A 22,140-nucleotide genomic window follows, 5' to 3' on the forward strand; every position below is an offset into this window, starting at 1 on the left:
CCCTCGGGTTGGGCGTCGAGGACGGGGTCTGGGCCCTTGGATAGGCGGTGGGTGAGCCCCGCACCCGGCCGGGGTGCTTCCGCAGTACTCGTGGCCCCGGATTTCCTGCCTTCGACGGGAAATCCGGGTCTTCGCACACACTTTGGGGATCCTGTTACTCATGGACCGGGACAGCCGCCCGCGAGCCCAGTTCCCCATATCCCGCATATTTCAGCAGTCTCCTAGGGCGACTCGGCGACGCCGAAGCCAATGACCTCATCGTCTCCAGGCTCGGGCGTGAACGTCCGGATGACGCGATTCTGTCCGAGGAGTCCGCCGACGACCCCGCCCGGCTCGATGCCTCTCGAGTGTGGATCATCGATCCACTGGACGGGTCGCGCGAGTACGGAATGGAGGGCCGTGACGACTGGGCGGTCCACGTCGGACTGTGGGAGACCGGCCGAGGCATGACGGCGTGCGCGGTGGCTCAGCCAGCGCTCGACACGGTGTATTCCACTGCGCAGGTTACTCTTCCACCCCAGCGTACGAGCCGACCGACGCTGGTCGTCAGTGACAGTCGTCCGCCCTATTACATCGATGCGCTCGCTGCCGAGGTTGGCGGCGAGGTGATCCGTATGGGATCTGCAGGCGCAAAGGCGATGGCCGTCGTACGTGGCGATGTCGATGCGTACGTGCACTCCGGTGGGCAGTGGGAGTGGGACTCCGCGGCCCCGGTGGGGGTGGCGCTCGCTGCGGGACTGCACTGTTCGCGTATCGACGGATCGCCCCTGCTCTACAACCGATCGCACCCGTATCTACCTGATCTGCTGATCTGTCGGCCCGAGTTGGCGCAGGCGCTCGTGTCGGGCATTTCCATCCATGCGACGCGCGAGGCCGATTCCGGACGCGTCGCGATGGCTCGTGAATATATCGACGCCCTCGTCAGTCACGACGCCACGAAGCTACGTTTGGGTCAGGCGTGCCTGCGCGTGGAGAACGGCAAGAATACCGGTGACACAGGGCAATTCATCAGCAATGATCTGGAACAGGGTCAGCAGTACAGGCCCATCTCCGGAGTGCGTGACGTGCGGTTTCGGGAATGGGGCACCAGTGTCGTCGCACGCTACCTTCTCGATCTCGACGGCGGAATGACGGTTGCAGTGACCGAACACTTCGAGATACCGGCAGGCGACATCACGGCGATCACCGCCGTCATCGAACCCGGTTAGCCACCCAGCTCGTCGACTGTTCGTTCCAACTCGGCCGTCCTGGTCCGTGCGTCGTCCAGAACACGTGCCAGACGACGTGATTCGCGATCGGTCGACTTCTCCGCTTTGCGCGCGTCGGCTTCCTGGGTTTCGAGTTCGTGTAGCTCCGCGCGGAGCCGAGTGAGACGATCCTTGATTTCGGCGAGCTGCGTGACGGCGCTCTCCGCATCCGACTGCGCGTCCTCGGCCGCGATGCGCGCGGCGTCCTCGTCCTCGCGTGCCTCCTCGAGGTTCGCGAGCGCCTCGATGAGGGCCTCATTGTTGCGCGCGTCCTCGCTGTTCGAATCCGATTCCTCTGCGGCAACTTCGAGGTTTTCGTCCTCATGATCATCCGACTCGTCGGGTTCGGGCGCCAAAGCCAATACGGCGGGTCCGAAGCCGCTGTAGGACTCCGCGGTGACCACCCTCCCTGCGCGGACACGTTCAGCGATTTCGGGATCGGCGAGAGCGGCGCCCAACGTCTGTCCGACCTCCCTGACCGCATCCTCGGTGCTCGACCGCCCGTGCGCGGCTGCCAGTTCCGCGGCACGGCGAGACAACAGCCGAATCGACTGCTGACGTCGGGCGGAGAGCGATCGAAGTTCTTCGGCATCCGAGCGTCGTTGCGCGCTACGCAGGCTGTCACCCAGATCGAACAGTTCCGCAATGTCCTCGGGCTCTGCGCGCACGAGTAGGTTGACCATCCATCCGACGGTGGTGGGTTTGCGTAGCTTCCCGATTGCTGTTGCCAGCTTGCGATCGCCGGACTTCTTCGCCGAATCAGCGGCAGACTTACGCGCGGCGACGAACTCGGTGGGATCGACGGAATAGATCTCGAATGCTGCGTCGTCGAGTTGGGAATCGGACACCGTGCAAGTCTCGCATCATCGGTGCCTCTCCGGAGAGACTGCAGTAGAGATGCTTACGGTAGCGCAAGAGTAGATGGGTGCCCCCGGCAGGATTCGAACCTGCGGCCTTTCGCTCCGGAGGCGAACGCTCTATCCCCTGAGCTACGGGGGCCCGCCGTGGTCGGCGCGCCTGTGGGCGGGTCCAACAGTAGCGCATCGCATGCGTCACCTGAAATCACCCTCGTTGTCACATGGGAGGAGGACAGTACAGAGGTACGCCACAGACGAGGCCTGCACATCGAAGGGATGCCCGATGACCGAGCACGTGTACTCGAATGAAGATCTCGACCTCGATCTCGACTGGTGGTCGGCCGCGAATTACCTGACGGTGGCACAGATCTACCTGTTGGAGAACACGCTGCTGCGTGAACCACTGACCCCCGCGCACATCAAGCCTCGGCTGCTCGGGCACTGGGGTACCAGCCCGTGTCTGTCGATGATCTACACGCTGCTCAATCGACATATCGTGGCCACGGACTCGGACTGGCTCTACGTCACCGGCCCCGGCCATGGCGGTCCCGCGCTCGTCGCGTCGACCTACCTCGAGGGGACGTACTCGGAGATCTATCCGCACATCTCCCGCGACAACGACGGCGTCCGTCGACTGTGCCGCCAGTTCTCCGCGCCGGGCGGTATACCGAGCCACGTGAGCGTTCAGACCCCGGGCAGCATCCACGAGGGCGGAGAATTGGGCTACGCGTTGGTGCACGCAGGCGGCGCGGCATTCGATCGGCCCGACCTGACGGTGGCCTGTGTCATCGGCGACGGCGAGGCCGAAACCGGTCCGCTCGCCGCATCCTGGAAGCTCCCGGCATTTCTCAATCCTCGACGTGACGGCGCCGTCCTGCCCATACTCAACGTCAACGGGGCGAAGATCGCAGGCCCGACGGTGTTGGGGCGCAGCCGCGACGAGGACATCGTCGACTTCTTGCACGGTCAGGGATGGGAGCCCGTCGTCGTCTCCGGCGACGATCCACGTCTCGTGTTTCCCGAACTCGCGCGGGTCCTCCACGATGCACACGAGAGAATTCGTGCCATCCAGACCGCAGCTCGGAGCGGGGGAGACGTCGTCGGTGCGCGCTGGCCGGCGATCGTGCTCCGCACTCCGAAGGGATGGACGGGGCCGCACACGGTCGACGGGGTCCTCGTCGAAGGCACCTACCGTGCACACCAGGTGCCGCTGTCCGGTGTCCGCGACAACCCGGAGCATCTGGCGCAACTGGAGTCGTGGCTGCGCTCGTACCGGCCCGAGAAGCTGTTCGACGAGCGCGGCGCGCTGGTTCCCGAGCTCGCGGAGCTGGCGCCCTCCGGGGACAAGCGGATGGGGTCCACGCCCTACGCCAACGGTGGCCGGCTGCTGCGCCCGCTCCGGATGCCGCCGCTCGAGAAGTACGAGATTTCGATCGATTCGCCGGGCGCGGCGTTCCATCCGACCACCACTGTGCTCGGTGAACTCATGCGCGACATCTACGCCCACAATCGGCGCGAGGACGGTGGCGGAAACTTCCGGCTGTTCTCACCGGATGAGACGGCGAGCAACAAACTGTCGGCAGTGTTCGAGGTGACGGATCGATGCTGGCAGCTACCGACGAACGAATGGGACGACCACCTCTCGCCCGACGGCCGCGTCATGGAGGTCCTCAGCGAGCACCTCTGCGAGGGCTGGCTGGAAGGATATGTTCTCGCCGGCGGCCACGGCCTGTTCGCCAGCTACGAGGCTTTCGCGATGGTGAGTGTTTCGATGATGATCCAGCACGTCAAATGGCTGCAACACGCCGCCGAGCTGGCGTGGCGGGAACCGGTGGCCTCGCTGAACGTGCTGCTGACGAGCACGTGCTGGCGCAACGATCACAACGGCTTCTCGCATCAGGGGCCGGGGATGATCGACGCGATACTCCCGCTTGCGCCGGGCGTCGTGCGAGTCTTTCTGCCGCCGGATTCCAATACGCTTCTTTCGATCTCCGATCACTGCTTCCGCAGCCGTGACCACGTCAACCTCATCGTCGTCGACAAGCAGCCGCACCTGCAGTACCTGACTCTCGAGCAGGCGCACGCGCATTGCGTGGCAGGTGCGTCGGTGTGGGACTGGGCAGGCACCGAGCCGCCGTCGGGAGCAAGTCCGAGCGAGCCCGACGTCGTTCTCGCCGCCGCCGGCGATGTCCCGACCCAGGAAATTCTCGCTGCCGCGCAGTTGCTCCGCGAGTGGGTGCCCTATCTGAGGGTGCGTGTGGTCAACGTGGTCGATCTGTTGGCGCTGCTCACCGTCGACGAGCATCCGCACGGCTTCACGGACAAACAGTTCATCGATCTGTTCACTGCCGACACCGATGTGGTGTTCGCCTTCCACGGTTACCCGCGTGCGGTCCACCAGTTGCTGCACGGGCGTCCCGATGCAGGTCGGTTCCACGTGCGCGGCTTCGTCGAGCAGGGCACCACCACGACCCCGTTCGACATGGTGGTCCTGAACAAGATGAGCCGCTACCACTTGGTCCTCGAAGCGCTGCGCCGCGCGCGTCGCGTGCCCGAGCGGGGACACGAACTAGCCGACTACTGCACCGCACAGCTCGATCGGCACGCCAGCTATGTCATCGAGCACCTCGAAGACATGCCCGAGGTGAGCGACTGGACCTTCACGGCCAAGGGCTAGCCGTCGTATCGCACGAGAATCAGCCGAAGGGGAGCGGCTCCGCGCCACGTGCGGCGAGCATCTGCGTCATCAGCGTGGATTCGCTCTCCTGCGTCGAGACCATCGACTCCGCCAGTCGGACGAGAGCCGGGGTTTCGGCGTGGTCGATCGCGTATTCCATCATCGACAGACCGCCTTCGTGGTGACGCAGCATCAGCTGTAGAAACAGCACGTCGACGTCGATGCCGGTGGCCTGCCGAAGAGCAGCCAAATCGTCCGAGGACGCCATTCCCGGCATGGCCGACACCGAGCCTCCGCCGTCTGTCATGTCCCCGTCTGTCATGTCGCCGTCTGTCATGGCGTGCGAGTGGTCGCTACCGGTCATCCAACCCATGTACCCGTCGGCTCCGACGGGGGCTCGATCCCAGATTGCCAACCATCCCTGCATCTGACCGACTTGGTTCTGCTGAGAGGTCAGCATGTCGAACGCGAGGTTCCGCACGAGTGGGTCGGACGCACTCGTCAGCGCGATCGCGGACATGTCGATGGCTTGGTTGTGGTGCACGGACATGTCCTGCGCGAACCCGACGTCGACGGAGTCGGCCGCCGGAACGGAGTCGTCGCCGCCGATCGTGGTCGTACGGGCGAGAAACCCCAGCGCGAACCCGATGGCGAGCGCGGCGACGAGACCCAACACCAGCAGTGCTGCCCGCTGCCCACCGCCCACTCGGCGCAGGCGGGCGGGCTCGGTGCTCTCGGCCGTCATGAAGCGGGCACCGGCGCGACCGGCTGCTCGACATCGTTCGGTAGCTGAAGATCACTCGGCAGGCCGAGGCCGGACGGCAGTGCGCCCATCTCGGTGGGGTCGGGGGTGATTCCACCGCCGTCCATCGGGACCGCATCAGTGCCGGGCTCCGAGGCGTCGAACGGCGGTGGGTTGTCGGTATCGAATCCTCCGACACCGGGAACCGTCGAGCAGCTCGCGCCGACCTCTGGGTAGGCGTAGCGGTTCAATCGGAGTGCATTGATGAACTGGTCGACGCGCTCGTCGTCGGCGCTGTCCACCTTCACCTGGTGACCCCACGACTGCAGTGAAATCGGCGAATCCAGGCCGGGATACGGCGACATCATCATGTAACTCTCGCCGTCGACCTTGTCGGCCAGCGTGGCCACCTGATCCTGCGAAAGCGCATCGGGGTTGTACGTGATCCACACTGCGCCGTGCTCGAGTGAATGCACGGCATTCTCGGTGCGGATCGCCTCCGGATAGACCACGCCGGTGCACGTCGCCCACACGCTGTCGTGTGGTCCGCCGAACGGCGGTGACTGGTCGTAGGCGACGCGCTGGGTGTCGGCGACGTGCAGCGCCGCCGGGTACTCCTGGATTGCGATGTCGGCGATCTCGGTCGACGGGTCCTGGTTGCTCTCGCTGGGTTCCCATCGCTGCAGTTCGGCTTGATTCTGATACTTGGGAAATAGATTGGCCGCGAGGATGGCGACCAAACCGACCACGACCACCACGGCGCCGACGGTCAGCCAGGGGATCTGACGTCCCGTGACGAGCCCCGACTTCGCAGCGGGCACGCCGCTCTTCTTCTTTGCGGCCTTGATGGCCTTGTTGGCTTTGGCAGCCGACTTCTTGCCGCTACCGCCGTTATCGGAACCCGTTGGCATCGCTGTCGTTGCTCTTTCGGTTGTCGTTGGTGCGCCGAAGCGCACATTGCTGCCGGTGATATCTGCTGGTCGGTGCCACGCGCCGGACCGCCGAGCCCTCGCGATCTCGTGAAAAGCAGAACGCCATCACTGTACGTTCCGGAGGTGAGGGGACGCTTCGAGGTGCTTGCGGTGGGCGCGTGGGTACTCGCCGGGAGGCACTGGCTGCCGACCGGCCGTACCTCAGACCATAGGATAGTCACCTGTGACTCCCGCCGATCTTTCCGAACTACTACGTAGCACTGCCGCCGAGGTGCTGACCGACCGTGGCCTCGACGTGTCCGTGCTGCCCGAAAAGGTGACGGTCGAACGTCCGCGTAACCCTGAGCACGGCGATTACGCCACCAACGTCGCACTACAGGTTGCCAAGAAGGCCGGCGCGAACCCACGCGATTTCGCGGGCTGGCTGGCCGAGGCGCTCGCCTCCGAGTCGACCATCTCGAGCGCCGATGTGGCCGGTCCGGGATTCCTCAACATCCGCCTCGCAGCAGACGCGCAAGGCGCCATCGTCGCGCAGGCACTGGCCGCGGGCGATGCCTACGGGAACGCGAACGGCCTCGAGGGGAAGAAGGTCAACCTCGAGTTCGTCTCCGCCAATCCGACCGGGCCCATTCACCTGGGCGGTACTCGGTGGGCGGCCGTCGGCGACGCGCTCGGGCGGATTCTCACGGCACAGGGCGCCGAGGTGGTACGTGAGTACTACTTCAACGATCACGGTGAGCAGATCGATCGGTTCACCCGATCGTTGATCGCCGCGGCCAAGGGCGAACCGGCGCCCGAGAACGGGTACGCCGGCGCATACATCGACGAGATCGCCAGGGCTGTGGTGGAGAAGAGCCCCGACATTCTCGCCATGGCTGCCGAGCCTCAGGCAGAAACGTTTCGGTCGATCGGCGTCGAGCTGATGTTCGAACAGATCAAGCGCAATCTGCACCAGTTCGGTGTCGACTTCGATGTCTACTTTCACGAGAACTCCCTGTTCGAGTCCGGCGCGGTGGAACGCAGTGTCGACTACCTGAAGAACTCGGGAAGTCTGTACGAGGAGGACGGCGCCTGGTGGTTGCGCAGTACCGACTTCGGCGACGACAAGGACCGCGTCGTAATCAAGAGCGACGGAAACGCTGCCTACATCGCCGGTGACATTGCTTACTTCCAGAACAAGCGCCAGCGCGGATTCGACCTGTGCATCTACATGCTCGGTGCCGATCACCACGGTTACATCGGTCGACTGAAGGCTGCAGCGGCTGCGTTCGGCGACGACCCCGACACGGTCGAGGTGCTGATCGGTCAGATGGTGAACCTGGTTCGTGACGGCGTGGCGGTCAAGATGAGCAAGCGCGCCGGAACCGTCATCACTCTGGACGATCTGGTGGACGCGATCGGCGTCGACGCCGCCCGGTACGTGCTGGTCCGATCGTCGGTGGACTCGAGTATCGACATCGACCTCGAACTGTGGGCGAGTGCCAGCAACGAGAACCCTGTGTACTACGTCCAGTACGCGCACGCACGCCTGGCCTCATTGGCCAGAGGTGCCGCCGAACTCGGCATCGATGCCGACGACCCGGACTTGAGCCTGCTCACCCAGGAACAAGAAGGCGAACTGATCAGAACCATCGGTGATTACCCCAGGGTCGTCGCCAGCGCCGCCAACCTTCGCGAACCACACCGTATAGCGCGATATCTGGAAGAGTTGGCCGGCGCGTACCACCGGTTCTACGGAGCATGCAGAGTACTTCCCCAAGGAGACGAGGAGCCAGGGCCTGTGAACACCGCTCGTTTGGCATTGGGCAATGCAACCCGTCAGGTTCTGGCCAACGGCCTGCGCCTGCTCGGCGTCAGTGCACCGGAGCGGATGTGAGCGCGCATCCGGCCGGCCCGAAGCACGCCGACGCCCCCGCCCAGGACACTGCCTTCGCGAAGCCCGCAACCGCGTCGGAGATGACGACGCTCCCCGAACACGTCTATCCGCGTCACGCTGCGCGCGGCGAGGACGGCGTCGTGACATTGGCGGGGGTGCCGGTCACGGAGCTTGCAGAGCAGTACGGCACGCCGCTGTTCGTCATCGACGAGGACGACTTCCGTATGCGTGCCCGCGACATGGCGGCGGCATTCGGTGATCCTGCGCGAGTGCACTACGCCTCGAAAGCATTCCTGTGTGGCGAGATCGCCCGTTGGGTCGACGACGAGGGCCTCTCGCTGGACATCAGTTCCGGTGGCGAACTCAGTGTCGCTCTGGCAGCAGGGTTTCCGGCTGCCCGCATTGCCATGCACGGCAACAACAAATCGATCGAGGAGCTGACTGCGGGCGTGCGCGCCGGCGTCGAACACGTGGTCCTGGACTCGATGATCGAGATCGACAGGCTCGACACCATCGCCGGTGAGCTGGGCGCCGTGCAGGACGTTCTCGTTCGTGTCACCGTCGGCGTCGAGGCGCACACGCACGAGTTCATCGCAACCGCCCACGAGGACCAGAAGTTCGGCTTCTCCCTCGCCGACGGGTCGGCACTCGAAGCAGTACGCCGCGTCTTCGCAACGGACAACCTGCGGCTCGTCGGCTTGCACAGCCACATCGGATCGCAGATCTTCGAGGTCGACGGTTTCGAGTTGGCGGCACACAAGCTGCTCAGGATGCTGCGCGATGTGGTCTCGGAGTTCGGCGTCGAGAAGACCGCCCAGATCTCGACGATCGACCTCGGCGGGGGCATGGGAATCGCGTACATTCCCAGCGACGATCCGCCTCCGATCGATCAACTCGCCGCGAAGCTGAAGGCGATCGTGGCAACCGAATCCGCGCAGGTCGGCCTGCCGGTCCCGACCATCGATGTCGAGCCGGGGCGTGCGATCGTCGGTCCGGGAACCGTGACGCTGTACGAGGTCGGGACCATCAAGGACGTGACGGTGGACGCGCAGACGCGCCGCCGGTACATCAGCGTCGACGGCGGTATGAGCGACAACATTCGTACCTCGCTCTATCAGGCCGAGTACGACTGCCGGCTCGTCTCCCGCGGAAGCGAGGCCGATCCGGTGCTTGCGCGCGTCGTCGGAAAGCACTGCGAGAGCGGTGATGTGGTCATCAAGAACACCTGGATGCCGGCCGATGTCGGTCCCGGTGACCTACTGGCCGTTGCGGCCACCGGTGCGTACTGCTACTCGATGTCCAGCAGATACAACCTGTTGACGCGACCCGCTGTCGTCGCGGTGAAAGACGGAAAGTCCCGGCTCGTTCTGCGCCGGGAGACACTCGAAGATCTGCTCAGCTTGGAGGTGCAGCCATGACATCGAAGCCGATAGGAATCGCCGTTCTCGGACTCGGAAACGTCGGAAGCGAAGTAGTTCGCATCCTGACCGAGAACGCCGAGGATCTCGAAGCCAGAGTTGGTGCGCCACTGAAGATCCGAGGCATCGCCGTGCGGCGTGTCGACGGTGACCGCGGCGTCGACCCCGAGCTGTTGACCGATGATCCGGCCGCGTTGGTCGATCGCGACGACGTAGACATCGTCGTCGAGGTACTGGGGGGAATCGATGTCCCCCGTGCGCTCATCTATTCCGCGCTGAAACAGGGCAAGTCGGTCGTCACAGCGAACAAGGCGCTACTCGCCGAGTACACCGGTGAGCTCGCCGACGCAGCCGAGGAGTCACGTGCCGACCTCTATTTCGAGGCTGCCGTCGCCGGAGCAATTCCGGTGGTGCGACCCCTGATGCAGTCGTTGGCCGGCGACCGAGTGACCAAGGTTGCGGGAATCGTCAACGGCACCACCAACTTCATCCTCTCCGCGATGGACGAGACAGGTGCCGACTACGCCGAAACTCTTGCCGAGGCGGGACGCCTGGGCTACGCCGAAGCCGATCCGACCGCCGACGTCGAAGGCTACGATGCTGCTTCGAAGGCAGCGATCCTCGCCTCCATCGCATTTCACACGCGGGTAACGGCTGGTGACGTCTACCGCGAGGGAATCAGCAACATCACCGCGGGCGATCTGGAGATGGCACGTTCGCTGGACTGCACCATCAAACTGCTCGCCATCTGCGAACGCATCACCACGCCGAAGGGTAAAGAACGCATCTCGGCGCGCGTGTACCCGGCGCTCGTGCCGCGGGACCATCCCCTCGCAACTGTCAACGGCGCGTTCAACGCCGTGGTGGTCGAGGCCGAGGCCGCGGGAAGACTGATGTTCTACGGCCAGGGCGCAGGTGGATCACCCACCGCGTCCGCGGTTCTCGGTGATCTCGTGATGGCGGCTCGAAACAAGTTCTACGGTGGCAGAGGACCTCTCGAATCGAAGTACGCGAAGCTGAAGGTGGCACCCATGGGCGACATCCTCACTCGCTACTACGTCAGCATGCAGGTCGCGGACAAACCGGGTGTCCTCGCGACGGTCGCCGCGGAGTTCTCCAAGCGCGATGTCAGTATTTCGACGGTGCGGCAGCAGGGTTCGGGCGACGGAGCCAGGCTCGTCGTCGTCACCCACCTCGCCGCGGACTCGGCGCTGTCCGAGACGGTGTCCGCCCTGGACAGCCTCGACGTCGTCACCTCCGTCGCCAGTGTTCTCAGATTGGAAGGCACCGAATGACCGTGCACACCCCGTGGCCAGGCTTGATCGAGGCCTATCGCGAGCGCCTCGCGATCGGGCCCGATTGGAAGACTGTGACCCTGCTCGAGGGTGGGACGCCGCTCATTCACGCGGAGCGACTGTCCGAGATCACCGGTTGTGAGGTGCACCTGAAGGTCGAGGGCCTCAATCCGACCGGTTCGTTCAAGGACCGCGGTATGACGATGGCCGTCACCGATTCGCTGGCTCGTGGTCAGGAAGCGGTTCTGTGTGCCTCGACGGGCAACACCTCGGCGTCCGCGGCTGCATACGCAGCCAAGGCGGGCATGGGGTGTGCGGTACTCGTGCCGCAGGGCAAGATCGCGATGGGCAAGCTCGCCCAGGCAGTGATGCACGGCGCGAGGATCATCCAGGTGCAGGGGAACTTCGACGACTGTCTCGAACTGGCGAGAAAGACCACCGCGGAGTTTCCGACCATCGGTCTGGTCAACTCCGTCAATCCTGTGCGGATCGAGGGGCAGAAGACGGCGGCCTTCGAGATCTGCGACGCACTCGGTGACGCTCCCGACGTGCACGCACTTCCAGTGGGTAACGCGGGCAACATCACCGCGTACTGGCGTGGTTACTCGGAGTACTTCCGTGACGGGCTGACCACACGCCGGCCGCGCATGCTCGGTGTGCAGGCCGCAGGCGCTGCTCCGCTGGTGCACGGCGCACCGGTGGCGGACCCGGAGACGATTGCGACCGCGATCCGCATCGGTTCACCCGCATCGTGGAACGGCGCAGTTGCAGCAAAGGAAGAATCCGACGGCGCGTTTCGTGCGGCCACCGACGACGAGATTCTGGAGGCCTACCGTATGGTCGCCAAGTTGGAGGGCATCTTCGTCGAGCCCGCGTCGGCCGCCAGCATTGCCGGGCTCCTCGCCGCACGCAAGGAAGGTTGGCTCGACAGCGGACTCCGGGTCGTCTGCACCGTCACAGGTAACGGCCTGAAGGACCCCGACACTGCACTGTCGGGCATGCCTGTCGTCGAACCGATTCCGGTCGATCCCGTAGCGGTGGCCTCTGCACTCGAGTTGGCATAGTGACGGAGCCCCAGGTCATGACGACAACACTTCCGCTGGGTGCGACGGTCACCGCCCGCGTCCCTGCATCGAGTGCAAACCTCGGTCCAGGATTCGACACGCTCGGTATCGCGCTCGGCCTCTACGACGAGATTCGGGTGACCATCACGTCATCCGGACTCGGTATTCACGTAGAGGGGGAGGGCGCCGACGACGTGCCGTGGGGGCCGGCGCACCTCGTCGTGCGGGCCATCGAGCGCGGGCTGGAGGCCGCCGGCGTGTGGGCCGACGGCTTGGATGTGTTGTGCAAGAACGTCATTCCTCATTCGAGGGGTCTGGGATCCTCCGCTTCCGCAGTGGTAGGCGGCTTGGCTGCCGCGAACGCTCTGGCCGCGAAGGTCGATCCCTCGCTCGCGCTCACCCCCGCGCAGCTGGTGCAACTGTCCTCCGAGTTCGAGGGGCACCCCGACAATGCTTCCGCGAGCGTTCTGGGCGGTGCCGTGGTCTCATGGAGCGAGCCGGCCAGTGCCAGCGTGACTCAGCGACACTATTCGGCAGTCCGGCTGCAGGTTCACCCCGACATCCACGTGGTGGCTCTCGTTCCGTCCGAACGCTCCTCGACTTCGCATACTCGTGGCCTGCTGCCTGAGTTGGTTGCCCATCGTGACGCTGCATTCAATGTCAGTCGCGGCGCTCTTGCCGTCGTCGCGCTGACGCAACGCCCGGACCTTCTGATGCCCGCCACCGAGGATCTTCTTCATCAGGGACAGCGGGCAAGCGCGTTGCCGTCGGCCACGAAGTGGATCTCGGCACTCCGTCAGCGCGGCATTGCGGCAGTGTTGTCCGGTGCAGGTCCGACGGTCCTGGCCTTGTGCACGCAGCAGTTTCCGCCGGAGTTGAAGGAACAGGCAGAAAGCGAAGGCATCCGCGTTCTCGAGCTCGAAGTCGCCGACGGAGTGTGCGCGTCGTAACTCGCCGGTAGGGGGTTCTTGCCGACTGCGCAGTTCGACGCTATTGTGGTGATCGTCCGTACATCGTGCGCTTCAGACGCCGGTTTTCACCAGGGCAATCACGTCATCGTGTTCGGGGGGTCTTACGCCCTGGTCGGGTGACGCTCCTGGCTTCGATCCCTCCGCGTAGTACCTGCGGTTTCGGTTCGACCGTCCGTCCGCGGCAGTTCGATAGTGAAGCGGCAATATCCGTGTTCGAAACGAAATTCGAGCTACGGAACGAACCCTTGGCTGCGCAGACTGCGAGCGAGGGAAGGAAAGGACCTCCGTGACCGATACGGAACTGATCTCTGCACCCGAAAAGACACGTCGCGGAGCTGGCCTGTCCGGAATGGTGCTCACCGAGCTGCGTAGTCTCGCGGGTGAACTCGGAATCAAGAGCATCTCCGGAATGCGCAAGGGCGATTTGATCGCCGCCATCTCGGAGCGTCAGGGTAGCAGCGGTGCGGGCCCCGCAGGGGCAACCAAGGCGCCGTCGCGGCGTTCCGCTGTCGACAAGACACGCACCAACGATGCGGCTGCGACCACCGAAACAACACAGCCCACCGAAGCAACTCAGCCTTCTGCGGCAACACCGCCTGTCGAGGCCACACCGTCCGCCGACGCGGCGCCGGTGGCCGACGCCTCGGCAGAAGCACCTCGCCGCACACGCGCACGCCGTACAGCGGGTCGGCGCGCGGGTGCTCCGGACCAGTTGCCGCTGGACGAGTCGAACGCACCGACCGGCGAGCAGTCGGCTGCGGAGCCGAAGAGCGAGAAGTCACAGGCAGCCGTATCGCAGGGTGCCGAAGCTTCGAATGCAGGTAACACCGAGTCCGATGGTGACAGCAGTGATCGGCCGCGACGTAGCCGTACCGAGCGTGACGCTCGCAACGACGGCGGAAACCGCAACGACAGTGGAAACCGCAACGACAGTGGAAACCGCAACGACGCTGGAAACCGCAACGACGGCGGAAACCGCAACGACGCTGGAAACCGCAACGACGGCGCGGACACCGATGGTGGTCGGTCCGAAGGCGGCCGTGGCGAACGCAACCGAGGCCGCGGCCGGGGCCAGAATCAGAACGACAACCGTGGCGACGACCGCGGAAACAGCCGTGGCGACGACCGCGGAAACAGCCGTGGCGACGACCGCGGAAACAGCGGCGGAGGCAACGCCGGAAGTAACAACGGTCCCCGCGACAACAGGGACAACAATCAGGACGACGAAGGCGAAGGCCGGGGTCGGCGCGGGCGTAGGTTCCGCGAGCGGCGTCGTGGACGCGACCGCGGCGAGGTCGGCGGTGGCTCCGAGCGCGAGCCCGAGATTCGTGACGACGATGTCCTGCAGCCCGTCGCGGGCATCCTCGACGTCCTCGACAACTACGCGTTCGTACGGACCTCCGGCTACCTGGCCGGGCCCAACGACGTGTACGTCTCGATGAACCTGGTTCGCAAGAACGGCCTGCGTCGCGGCGATGCCATCACGGGCGCCGTGCGCGTTGCTCGCGAAGGTGAGCAGTCCAGCCAGCGTCAGAAATTCAATCCTCTGGTGCGTCTGGACACGGTCAACGGCGGAGACGTCGAGGCCGCTCGCAAGCGTCCCGAGTTCGGCAAGCTCACGCCGCTGTACCCGAACCAGCGACTGCGGTTGGAGACGACGCCGAACATCCTCACCACGCGCATCATCGATCTGGTGATGCCGATCGGCAAGGGACAGCGTGCGCTGATCGTCAGTCCGCCGAAGGCCGGAAAGACGAGCGTTCTGCAGGCGATCGCCAACGCAATCTCGGTCAACAACCCGGAGTGCTACCTGATGGTCGTCCTCGTCGACGAGCGTCCGGAAGAGGTCACCGACATGCAGCGCTCGGTGAACGGCGAGGTCATCGCCTCGACGTTCGACCGCCCACCGGGTGATCACACCTCGGTCGCCGAGCTTGCGATCGAGCGTGCGAAGCGTCTCGTCGAAGCAGGCCAGGACGTCGTGGTGTTGCTCGACTCGATCACCCGGCTCGGCCGCGCGTACAACAACAGCTCGCCGGCCTCGGGCCGAATCCTCTCCGGTGGCGTGGACTCGACAGCTCTGTACCCGCCGAAGCGGTTCCTCGGTGCTGCCCGCAACATCGAGAACGGTGGATCGCTCACCATCATCGCCACCGCGATGGTCGAGACCGGTTCCACCGGCGACACCGTCATCTTCGAGGAGTTCAAGGGCACCGGCAACGCCGAGCTCAAGCTCGATCGCAAGATTGCCGAGCGTCGCGTGTTCCCGGCTGTGGACGTCAACCCGTCGGGCACCCGCAAGGACGAGCTGCTGCTCAACCCTGACGAGGCTGCGGTGCTGCACAAGCTTCGTAGAGTCCTATCGGGGCTCGATTCTCACCAGGCGATCGATCTGCTGATCGACCGGCTGAAGAAGAGCAAGAACAACCTGGAGTTCCTGATGCAGGTGTCGAAGACCGCGCCCGGCGCGCTCGACGACTGACAGGCGGCTTCGCCGCATGTGCGCGGAAATACATAGCCAACTATGTATTTCCGCGCACATGCGCGAAGCGCCTCGGGAACAATCTGGCATACTGAACGGCTGAGTCCGGTTCCGGTTCACGTCCTCGAACGGCGAGGACGACCCGGCGACCATTGAAAGGGACACCATGAAGGCAGGAATTCACCCCGACTACACCATGACCACGGTCGTGTGTGGTTGCGGAAATACTTTCGAGACGCGCAGCACCACCGACAAAGAGCGCATCACCGTCGAGGTCTGCTCGCAGTGCCACCCGTTCTACACGGGCAAGCAGAAGATTCTCGACACCGGTGGCCGCGTCGCGCGCTTCGAGGCTCGCTACGGCAAGCGCGCCGGCAAGAAGGCCGACGCCGACAGCTAGCAGTTCTCCCGACGCCCGTCCTGTGCATGTCGCAGGGCGGGCGTCGGCATTTCCACACCCTTATTTCCACATCCTTATTTCCAACACCCCTGAAGATTCACCAGTCTTTCCGATTCACCGGAGCGGAGCGCAACAATGGCGAGGACGAAGCCGTCGGCCATCGACGATATTCTGGCCGAACACTCGGGGCTCGAGCACCAGCTGGCCGATCCTGCGTTGCACAACGACCCCGTTGCCGCCCGCCGGGCCGGCAAGCGTTTCGCTGCGCTCGGTCCGATCATGTCGGTGCACTCGAAGCTGACCTCGGCCCAGGATGATCTCGCGGCGGCCCGAGAACTGGCCGCCGACGACGCGTCGTTCGCCGCGGAGATCCCGGAGCTGGAAGCCACCGTCGAAACGCTCGAGCAGACGCTCGCGGACTTGCTCGCACCGCGTGACCCGCACGACGGCGACGACATCGTCATGGAGGTCAAGTCGGGCGAAGGTGGCGAGGAGTCGGCGTTGTTCGCCGCGGACCTCGCTCGCATGTACGTTCGATACGCGGAGCGTCGCGGTTGGCGCGTGGAAGTTCTCGACGCGAACGTCTCCGACCTGGGCGGCTACAAGGACGCGACACTGTCCATCAAGGCCAAGGGTGATTCGCTCGACGGTGTCTGGGCGCGGTTGAAGTTCGAGGGCGGGGTCCACCGGGTGCAACGTGTCCCGGTCACCGAATCTCAGGGCCGTGTGCACACCTCCGCTGCCGGAATTCTCGTTTATCCCGAACCCGACGAGGTCGAAGAGGTCCAGATCGACGAAACCGATCTCCGCATCGACGTCTATCGGTCGTCGGGCAAGGGCGGTCAGGGTGTGAACACGACGGATTCTGCGGTGCGACTGACGCACCTGCCGACCGGCATCGTCGTCACCTGCCAGAACGAACGCTCGCAGTTGCAGAACAAGGCACGCGCCATGCAGGTCCTCGCAGCACGGTTGCAGGCGGCCGCCGAGGAAGCCGCAGACGAAGAGGCGGCAGCAGGTCGGGCCAGTCAGGTACGTACTGTCGACCGTTCCGAGCGCATCCGGACATACAATTTCCCCGAGAATCGCATCACCGACCATCGAATCGGCTTCAAGTCACACAACTTGGACGCCGTTCTCGACGGTGAGCTCGATGCGCTTCTCGACGCTTTGAGGAAGGCTGATCGCGAAGCACGCATGCAGGCCGAATAGCGGCGGAGCCGCACAAAGGAGACACCGATGCACCACGGACTGACACCTGCGGGTGAGAATGCCGTGTCCGAGCTGGCCGGTAAGTACGCGATCTCGACCGACGCTGTTCGCGCGATGCTCGACGCGGTCAATTCAGGTCGCGGGACGATGGCTCAGTTCAATGTGCCCGAGCTCGGCGGAAGCGGGCAGTGGATGCGGGGCGGCATGACCATGGTCGGCAACATGTTCGATCACGGCCTCAAAGCGCGTGTCGACGGTCTGTGCCGCGACCTGTCGGAGCTGTTGGCCAACAACCAGGTGTACCCGCCCGCCCAGACCAACTCGCGTCCGGCTGGCTCGTGGTGGCCGAACGAACTCGGCAGCCCCAGCTCGAGCGGCGGCCAGAACGGCTCGCAGTACGCCTATTTCCCGAGTGCGCGTCGCCTCGCGATCCTCGCCAACGGGCGGTTGTCGGTATTCGACACCCTCGACCATTCCATCGGCGGTGTGCAACAGGCACAGGGCGGTGGGCCGGGATCGCTCGAGTTCACCAGTCAGTTCGGCACGTTTACTGCGGCGAGCTTGCCACTGGTCGACCCAGGAAACCAGAACACCCCAGCTCCCCAGCAACCAGCTCCCCAGCAGACCTTTTCTCAGCCAGCGCCTCAGGCGTCGGGAAGCAGCGCGGGTTCGATGAGTCTCGACGAGGTGACCTCGGCGATCGAAGCGTTGGCGTCCTTGCACAACAAAGGCATCCTCACCGACGCCGAATTCGAGACGAAGAAGGCTCAGCTCCTCGGGCGTATCTGACGCGTTCGATACGCGTCGGTACGGCGTGGCACGCTGTACGGGTGACTCGGAAACCGCTGCGCTTGGCCATCCTGGAAGCTACTGCAACGCTCGAGGCTGCCGGGGTGCCGAGCCCGCGAGTGGACGCAGAGCTTCTCGCGTCGCATCTCGTCGGCGTCGAGCGTGGGCGGTTGGGTCTGGTGCCACTTGTCGAACCGCAGGTGATCGAGGCCTATCGCAAGACAATCGAGCAGCGAGCCAAGCGGATCCCATTGCAGTACATCACCGGTACGTCGGCGCTGGGCAATATCGACGTCGAGGTCGGCCCGGGGGTGTTCGTGCCGCGACCGGAGACCGAACTTCTGCTCGGCTGGGCTCTTGCATTCATCGAGGGGATCGACCGAAAGCCACCGGTCGTCCTTGATTTGTGTACTGGTTCCGGGGCCTTGGCCTTGGCCATTGCAAATGCAAGACCGGACGCGCAGGTTCACGCCGTCGAGCTCGATCCGTCCGCCTTGGCGTGGGCGCGGCGCAACGCCGATTTGCGCGCCGAGCGGGGTGACACGCCGATCCTTCTGCACCACGGCGACGTCACCGACCGATCGTTGCTCACCGAACTGGACGGTCTCGTCGACGTCGTCGTCGCCAACCCGCCGTACATTCCCGAGGGAGCCGACCTCGAGCCCGAGGTCATCGATCACGATCCGCACGTGGCATTGTTCGGCGGTGTTGACGGGTTGTCGGTGATCGATCCAATGATCAACAACGTCGCACGATGGCTATGGCCCGGTGGGGGAGTGGGCATCGAACACGACGATTCGCACGGTGACCGAGTGGTCGCTCTGTTGGAGGGCCGGCGCGTGTTCACCGATGTGACCCCGCATCCGGATCTGTCGGGTCGACCGCGCTTTGTCGTCGCATCGCGCGCCTTGTCGGCGCAGCGCTGAGCGCGTCGCAGCCGACACCGGACGAGCCTTCTCGCATCCTTTGCGGGCAGAGTGACAGGATAGAAGCGTGAGCACCGTCTACGACTGCCAGCAGGCCGATTCTCGAGTCGCCGGATTGACCGCAGCCAGGGGCGCACTCAAATCCGGCCGCCTCGTCGTCATGCCGACGGACACGCTGTACGGGCTGGCTGCCGATGCGTTCGACAGCAGTGCCGTCACCGACCTCCTTCGTGCGAAAGGGCGAGGCCGTGACATGCCGGTCCCGGTGCTCGTCGGCTCCTGGACCACCATCGACGGCCTGGTGGGTAGCGTCCGGCCACGTACGCGAGATCTCATCCGTGCCTTCTGGCCCGGCGCGCTGAGCCTGGTGGTGCGGCAGGCTCCATCGCTGGCCTGGGATCTCGGCGACGCACAGGGAACGGTCATGCTGCGTATGCCGCTTCATCCCGTGGCGCTCGAACTGCTGCGTGAGGTGGGCCCGCTGGCGGTGTCGAGCGCCAACATCTCCGGACAGTCCCCGGCGACGACGGTGACCGAGGCCAGGGACCAACTCGGCGGATCGGCGGCGGTTTACCTCGATGGAGGGCCCGCCGAACATGCACAGGCCTCGACCATTGTGGATCTGACGTCCGAACAACCGAAGATCTTGCGTGCGGGAGCTGTATCCGTGGACGCCGTCGCGGAAGTTCTTGGTATGAGCGTCGAATCCCTCACCCAGGCAAGTGCGGCGCGGTGACGCAGTCGCGTTTCTACGGGCCAGATTTCGACGAGTTGGAGGCCGCCGATCCGGACATCGCCGGGCTCCTACTCGAAGAACTGGGCCGGCTGCGCGGTGGGCTGCAACTCATCGCGAGCGAGAATCTGACGTCCCCCGCGGTACTCGCTGCGCAAGGCAGCGTGCTGACCAACAAGTATGCCGAGGGATATCCCGGAGCCCGCTACTACGGCGGTTGCGAGGTGGTCGATCGTGCCGAGAACCTGGCGATCGAGCGAGCGAAGACTCTGTTCGGCGCCGAACACGTCAACGTGCAACCACACTCGGGCGCAAATGCGAACCTGTCAGTCTATGCCGCGTTCGCGCAGCCGGGGGACACAATTCTTGCGATGAGCCTGCCGCACGGTGGGCATCTGACCCACGGCGCCAAGGTCAATTTCTCCGGTCGCTGGTTCAATACGGTCCCGTATCACGTGCGGCGCGATACAGAGCTCATCGACTACGACGACCTCCGCGACCTGGCTATGCTCCATCGGCCCCGCATCATCGTCGCCGGCGCCACCGCCTATTCTCGCGAGATCGACTTCGCGACGTTCCGGTCCATCGCCGACGAGGTCGGGGCAGTGCTGTGGGTCGACGCCGCGCACTTCATCGGTTTGGTCGCAGGCGGTGCCATCCCGTCTCCGGTCCCGTACGCCGACGTCGTCTCTGCCACTACGCACAAGGTGCTGCGTGGACCGCGCGGTGGCATGCTCCTGTGCAAGCAGAAGCATGCGCGAGCCATCGACAAGGCGGTTTTCCCCTTCAGCCAGGGCGGCCCCCTCATGCACGCGATCGCAGCGAAAGCGGTTGCGTTCCGCGAGGCACACACCGCACCGTTCCGTCGTTACGCCGCACAGGTCGTGACCAATGCGCGCGCACTGACCGCATCACTGGCCGAAGCCGGGATTCGAACGGTATCGGGCGGCACCGACACGCATCTGGCGTTGCTCGATCTGCAGGCACTCGGCGTCGACGGCCGCACCGCCGAGGCTCGATGCGCGGCGGCCGCGATCACCTTGAACAAGAACGCGATTCCGTTCGACCCGGCACCTCCCGCCGTCGCATCGGGGATTCGAGTCGGCTCGGCGGCAGTGACGACCCAGGGGTTCGACGCCGCCGACATGGGGGCGGTCGGAACCCTCGTCGCCCGGGCCGTGCGGGCAGATCTCGACACGTCATCGGGCGCCGCTGAGTTGGCCGCAGTGCGAGAGGAAGTAGCGACGTTGGTGGCCCGCAAGCCCGCATACCCCCGAGCATGACGGTCGACATTCTCGCCCAGTCCAGTCAGGGGGCGGGTGTTCCGATCAGGGAACTACTGCTCGTATTCCTGACGGCCGCGGTGGTGACGTTCCTGGCCACCGGCGGTGTGCGCGTTCTCGCCATCAAATTCGGAGCCGTCGCAGCGCCGCGTGAACGAGATGTGCACACGACTCCGACCCCGCGCCTCGGCGGCACGGGCATGTTCCTCGGGATGCTCATCGCCATACTGTTCGCCTCCCAGCTTCCGGCGCTCACGCGCGGGTTCGAATCGCAGTACGGCTCCCAGGACATCCCCGCGGCGCTGGTAGCGGGGTTCGTGATCGTCGCCGTCGGCGTCATCGACGATCGGTGGGGTCTCGACGCGCTGACCAAGTTCGTCGGGCAGGTCACGGCCGCGGGAGTGCTCGTGGTCATGGGGGTCAGTTGGTACATCATCTATGTTCCCTGGTCGGACGGTGGGATCAATGTGGTGTTGGACCAGCTCCAGGGCGGGTTGGTCACTGTCGCCGTGACTGTCGTGATGGTGAACGCGATGAATTTCGTCGATGGTCTCGACGGCCTGGCCGCGGGCCTCGGTCTGATCTCGGCCCTCGCCATCTGTGTGTTCTCGGTCGGACTGTTGCACGAGCAGGGCGGGGACACCGGCGTCTACCCGCCTGCAGTGCTGGCTGCGGCCCTGGCCGGCGCCTGCCTCGGTTTTCTGCCACACAACTTTCAGCCGGCCAGGATCTTCATGGGAGATTCGGGTTCGATGCTCATCGGCTTGATGTTGGCGACGATCGCCACCAGTGCTTCCGGGCGAATTCCGTTGGTGGCGTACGGACCGCGTGACCTGCTCGGGCTGCTTTCTCCGCTCTTGCTTGTCGGTGCGGTGATGTTCATTCCGATCCTCGACCTGCTGCTCGCGATCATCAGGCGTACCCGAGCCGGCCGAAGTCCGTTCAGCCCGGACAAGATGCATCTGCACCACAGGCTGTTGCAGATCGGCCACTCGCATCGTCGGGTGGTCCTGGTCATCTACCTGTGGGTGGGTGTGCTGGCTTTCGGAGCCGTCGGGTCGTCCCTGATCGACCGCCGGATCGTCGTACTCCTCGTCGCTGCAGGACTCGTGTTCGCGCTGGTGGTCACCGCAGTGCCATCGATTCGGATGGACGCAGCCGTTCAGCGTCGTCGCGCCAAGAAGTCAGGTCGCCGAGGGCGACGGTCCTGATGCAGCGCAGCGCTGGGTAGTCTGT

The 22,140-nt window shown here is 64.8% G+C and carries 18 protein-coding genes and 1 tRNA gene; 15 read left to right on the top strand and 4 right to left on the bottom strand.

The genetic code is table 11. From position 1 onward, the window contains the following. The first annotated feature begins 47 nt into the window (after positions 1-47). On the top strand, positions 48-1,208 hold the full coding sequence (locus J1M86_RS00255; protein WP_206508265.1) for a 3'(2'),5'-bisphosphate nucleotidase CysQ: 1,161 nt from the start codon (positions 48-50) through the stop codon (positions 1,206-1,208). Here the strand turns inward: J1M86_RS00255 and J1M86_RS00260 are convergent. Further along, positions 1,205-2,095, bottom strand: a complete 891-nt coding sequence (locus J1M86_RS00260; RefSeq protein WP_206508266.1) for a hypothetical protein — start codon at positions 2,093-2,095, stop codon at positions 1,205-1,207. The genes J1M86_RS00255 and J1M86_RS00260 overlap by 4 nt on opposite strands. A 78-nt stretch (positions 2,096-2,173) precedes the next feature. Beyond that, positions 2,174-2,246: transfer RNA gene (locus J1M86_RS00265), tRNA-Arg, on the bottom strand. Between the two features lie 141 nt (positions 2,247-2,387). On the opposite strand from J1M86_RS00265, the gene J1M86_RS00270 reads away from it, so the two are divergent. Next, positions 2,388-4,781 (top strand): phosphoketolase, encoded by a 2,394-nt coding sequence (locus tag J1M86_RS00270; RefSeq protein ID WP_206508267.1) that lies wholly within the window; start codon positions 2,388-2,390, stop codon positions 4,779-4,781. Positions 4,782-4,800: 19 nt separating this feature from the next. Here the strand turns inward: J1M86_RS00270 and J1M86_RS00275 are convergent, their stop codons facing one another. Together J1M86_RS00275 and J1M86_RS00280 are read right to left on the bottom strand one after the other, a co-directional pair. Continuing rightward, the gene (locus tag J1M86_RS00275; RefSeq protein WP_075837494.1) at positions 4,801-5,526 is read right to left on the bottom strand and encodes a DUF305 domain-containing protein; all 726 of its coding nucleotides are present in this window, start codon (positions 5,524-5,526) and stop codon (positions 4,801-4,803) included. Further along, the gene (locus tag J1M86_RS00280; protein WP_206508268.1) at positions 5,523-6,434 is read right to left on the bottom strand and encodes a DUF3105 domain-containing protein; all 912 of its coding nucleotides are present in this window, start codon (positions 6,432-6,434) and stop codon (positions 5,523-5,525) included. Before J1M86_RS00280 ends, J1M86_RS00275 begins: the two co-directional genes overlap by 4 nt. A 244-nt stretch (positions 6,435-6,678) precedes the next feature. Here J1M86_RS00280 and argS point away from each other — a divergent pair, with 244 nt between their 5' ends. The 13 genes from argS to J1M86_RS00345 all read left to right on the top strand — a co-directional run bounded on the left by argS (position 6,679) and on the right by J1M86_RS00345 (position 22,115). After that, on the top strand, positions 6,679-8,331 hold the full coding sequence (gene argS, locus J1M86_RS00285; protein WP_206508269.1) for an arginine--tRNA ligase: 1,653 nt from the start codon (positions 6,679-6,681) through the stop codon (positions 8,329-8,331). Next, on the top strand, positions 8,328-9,749 hold the full coding sequence (gene lysA / locus J1M86_RS00290; RefSeq protein ID WP_075837497.1) for a diaminopimelate decarboxylase: 1,422 nt from the start codon (positions 8,328-8,330) through the stop codon (positions 9,747-9,749). Before argS ends, lysA begins: the two co-directional genes overlap by 4 nt. Beyond that, positions 9,746-11,044 (top strand): homoserine dehydrogenase, encoded by a 1,299-nt coding sequence (locus J1M86_RS00295; RefSeq protein WP_206508270.1) that lies wholly within the window; start codon positions 9,746-9,748, stop codon positions 11,042-11,044. Before lysA ends, J1M86_RS00295 begins: the two co-directional genes overlap by 4 nt. Then, positions 11,041-12,108 (top strand): threonine synthase, encoded by a 1,068-nt coding sequence (gene thrC, locus J1M86_RS00300; protein WP_075837498.1) that lies wholly within the window; start codon positions 11,041-11,043, stop codon positions 12,106-12,108. The genes J1M86_RS00295 and thrC overlap by 4 nt, the downstream gene beginning before the upstream one ends. 17 nt (positions 12,109-12,125) lie before the next feature. Then, positions 12,126-13,058 carry a homoserine kinase gene (gene thrB / locus J1M86_RS00305; RefSeq protein ID WP_206508271.1) on the top strand — a complete coding sequence of 311 codons (933 nt, stop codon included), beginning with the start codon at positions 12,126-12,128 and terminating at the stop codon, positions 13,056-13,058. A gap of 307 nt (positions 13,059-13,365) precedes the next feature. Next, a complete protein-coding gene (gene rho / locus J1M86_RS00310) occupies positions 13,366-15,561 on the top strand; it encodes a transcription termination factor Rho (protein WP_206508272.1) in 2,196 nt (731 codons plus the stop codon). Positions 15,562-15,727: 166 nt separating this feature from the next. Beyond that, positions 15,728-15,961 carry a 50S ribosomal protein L31 gene (rpmE, locus tag J1M86_RS00315; protein WP_075837499.1) on the top strand — a complete coding sequence of 78 codons (234 nt, stop codon included), beginning with the start codon at positions 15,728-15,730 and terminating at the stop codon, positions 15,959-15,961. Between the two features lie 135 nt (positions 15,962-16,096). After that, positions 16,097-17,173, top strand: coding sequence for a peptide chain release factor 1 (gene prfA, locus J1M86_RS00320; protein WP_075837501.1), 1,077 nt, complete (start codon positions 16,097-16,099; stop codon positions 17,171-17,173). 27 nt (positions 17,174-17,200) lie between these two features. Beyond that, positions 17,201-17,962, top strand: a complete 762-nt coding sequence (locus J1M86_RS00325) for an SHOCT domain-containing protein (protein ID WP_075837503.1) — start codon at positions 17,201-17,203, stop codon at positions 17,960-17,962. A 41-nt stretch (positions 17,963-18,003) separates the two neighbouring features. Further along, a complete protein-coding gene (gene prmC / locus J1M86_RS00330) occupies positions 18,004-18,888 on the top strand; it encodes a peptide chain release factor N(5)-glutamine methyltransferase (RefSeq protein ID WP_206508273.1) in 885 nt (294 codons plus the stop codon). A 67-nt stretch (positions 18,889-18,955) separates the two neighbouring features. Continuing rightward, positions 18,956-19,624 (top strand): L-threonylcarbamoyladenylate synthase, encoded by a 669-nt coding sequence (locus tag J1M86_RS00335; RefSeq protein WP_075837505.1) that lies wholly within the window; start codon positions 18,956-18,958, stop codon positions 19,622-19,624. Beyond that, entirely contained in the window at positions 19,621-20,904 is a 1,284-nt protein-coding gene (gene glyA / locus J1M86_RS00340) for a serine hydroxymethyltransferase (RefSeq protein WP_206508274.1), read from the top strand. Before J1M86_RS00335 ends, glyA begins: the two co-directional genes overlap by 4 nt. Then, positions 20,901-22,115, top strand: coding sequence for a glycosyltransferase family 4 protein (locus J1M86_RS00345; protein WP_075837509.1), 1,215 nt, complete (start codon positions 20,901-20,903; stop codon positions 22,113-22,115). Before glyA ends, J1M86_RS00345 begins: the two co-directional genes overlap by 4 nt. Positions 22,116-22,140 lie beyond the last annotated feature (25 nt).

The organism is Rhodococcus sp. KRD197 (assembly GCF_017168235.1).
Classification (GTDB): domain Bacteria; phylum Actinomycetota; class Actinomycetes; order Mycobacteriales; family Mycobacteriaceae; genus Rhodococcoides.

Coding starts and splice junctions, on each gene's coding strand:
- J1M86_RS00270 (WP_206508267.1), top strand. CDS start 2,388: ATGACCGAGCACGTGTACTCGAATGAAGATCTCGACCTCGATCTCGAC.
- prfA (WP_075837501.1), top strand. CDS start 16,097: ATGGCGAGGACGAAGCCGTCGGCCATCGACGATATTCTGGCCGAACAC.
- J1M86_RS00345 (WP_075837509.1), top strand. CDS start 20,901: ATGACGGTCGACATTCTCGCCCAGTCCAGTCAGGGGGCGGGTGTTCCG.
- rpmE (WP_075837499.1), top strand. CDS start 15,728: ATGAAGGCAGGAATTCACCCCGACTACACCATGACCACGGTCGTGTGT.
- J1M86_RS00325 (WP_075837503.1), top strand. CDS start 17,201: ATGCACCACGGACTGACACCTGCGGGTGAGAATGCCGTGTCCGAGCTG.
- J1M86_RS00280 (WP_206508268.1), bottom strand. CDS start 6,434: ATGCCAACGGGTTCCGATAACGGCGGTAGCGGCAAGAAGTCGGCTGCC.
- J1M86_RS00275 (WP_075837494.1), bottom strand. CDS start 5,526: ATGACGGCCGAGAGCACCGAGCCCGCCCGCCTGCGCCGAGTGGGCGGT.
- thrB (WP_206508271.1), top strand. CDS start 12,126: ATGACGACAACACTTCCGCTGGGTGCGACGGTCACCGCCCGCGTCCCT.
- thrC (WP_075837498.1), top strand. CDS start 11,041: ATGACCGTGCACACCCCGTGGCCAGGCTTGATCGAGGCCTATCGCGAG.
- J1M86_RS00295 (WP_206508270.1), top strand. CDS start 9,746: ATGACATCGAAGCCGATAGGAATCGCCGTTCTCGGACTCGGAAACGTC.